This is a genomic window from Sphingobium sp. AS12 (assembly GCF_019097845.1).
GTDB lineage: Bacteria > Pseudomonadota > Alphaproteobacteria > Sphingomonadales > Sphingomonadaceae > Sphingobium.
In genome coordinates, this window is the sequence record NZ_JAHRGM010000083.1 from 1 (window position 1) to 1,584 (window position 1,584).

1 protein-coding gene is annotated in these 1,584 nt (G+C 39.0%); it reads right to left on the reverse strand.

What is annotated here, in order from left to right; translation table 11 throughout:
* Positions 1-509 precede the first annotated feature (509 nt).
* Positions 510-1,310: an RBD-like domain-containing protein gene (locus tag KRZ98_RS22140; protein ID WP_217675359.1), complete on the reverse strand. Its 801-nt coding sequence runs from the start codon at positions 1,308-1,310 to the stop codon at positions 510-512.
* Positions 1,311-1,584 lie beyond the last annotated feature (274 nt).

The window sequence follows — 1,584 nt, forward strand, 5'->3', positions numbered from 1 at the left end:
CTTTGGAGTTGAAGTGAGTTTCTTGTATGCAGCAGAAGGATGGATTCTGACTTCTTATCCATTCAGCTAACCTGTGTCTTTTTATGGGTTAGTTAAGATCATTAATATTGTGGGATATTATTGATCATTGATTGTTCATTTCTTATTTGTTTTGGATTTGGTGGTGGTGGTGATATTATGTGTGGCTTTCCACCACGTTTTTCTTTTGGCTTTTGGTAAAGTGGGATTATCTATTGCCTATATTTTTCTGGTTGTAGTTAAATTCCTTGGGTTGCAGTTTTCCTTCCAGAAGTTTCTATAGGGCCGGATTGGTGGATATGTATTGTTTGAATCTGGTTTTGTCATGGAATATCTTGTTTTCTCCATCTATAATGATTGAAAGCTTTGCTGGGTATAGTAGTCTGGGCTGGCATCCATGGTCTCTTAGTGTAGGTAGAATATCTATCCAGGACCTTCTGGCTTTCAGAGTTTCCATTGAGAAGTCGGGTGTGATTCTGATTGGTTTGCCTTTATATGTTACTTGGCCTTTTTCCTTTGCTGCTCTTAATATTTTCCTCTTTATTCTGTAGATTTGGTGTTTTGATTATTATGTGTCGGGGGGACTTCTTTTTGTGGTCCAGTCTGTTTGGTGTCCTGTAAGCTTCTTGTACTTTCATAGGCATATCCTTCTGTAGGTTGGGGAAGTTTTCTTCTATGATTTTGTTGAATATGTTTTCTGTACCTTTGAGCAGTGTTTCTTCACCTTCTTCTACACCTATTATTCTTATGTTGGGTCTTTTTAAGGTGTCCCATATTTCCTGGATATTTTGTGTTAGGGATTTGTTGGACTTGAGGTTTTCTTTGGTTGATGAATGTATATCCTCTAGCGAGTCTTCAATAGCTGAGATTCTCTCTTCTGTCTCTTGGATTCTATTAGTTATACTCACGTCTTTAGTTCCTGATCGTTTATCAAGTCTTTCCATTTCCAGCATTGCCTCATTCTGTGTTTTCTTTATTGTGTCTAATTCAGCTTTCATGCTTTGAACTGTTTCAAGAGCTTCCTTCACTTGTTTGGTTGTTTTTTCTTGGCTTTCTTTAGATTCTTTAAGAGATTTGTTTATTTCTTGAATTTTTTGGTTTGTCTTTTCCTCCATTTCGTGTAATTTTTTGCTTGCTTTTTCTTCTATTTCTTTAAGGGATTTTCTTGTTTCCTCTTTAAAGGTCTCTATCATCTTGCTGAGATAATTTTTGAGGTCCATCTCTTCTTCATGCTCTGTGTTGGGCTTTTCAGATCTTGCTGGAGTGGAGTCCCTAGATTCTGGTGGTGTCATATTGGTCTTTCTGTTGTTGAGCGAGTTCTTATTCTGTCTTCTTCCCCTATCTTTTTCCAGTGAGTGTAGGCGGGGTCTCTCTATCTCCTCTTGTTACCCAGTAGTGTGTGTGGGCCAGGGATTCAATGTCCACAGCTCTGGATGGTCTTGCCTCTCCTGGTATACTCCTCACTCTGAAGGAGTTAAGCTTCCATATGGTTCATGTCAGTGGAACGGAAAAGAAGCATGGTGTGTTTCCATACTCAGAGAGCTACTCCCTGCTGGGGTGTGTCTA

Excerpts from the sequence above, each read along its gene's own strand:
- KRZ98_RS22140 (WP_217675359.1), bottom strand. The coding sequence starts at position 1,310 with ATGACACCACCAGAATCTAGGGACTCCACTCCAGCAAGATCTGAAAAG.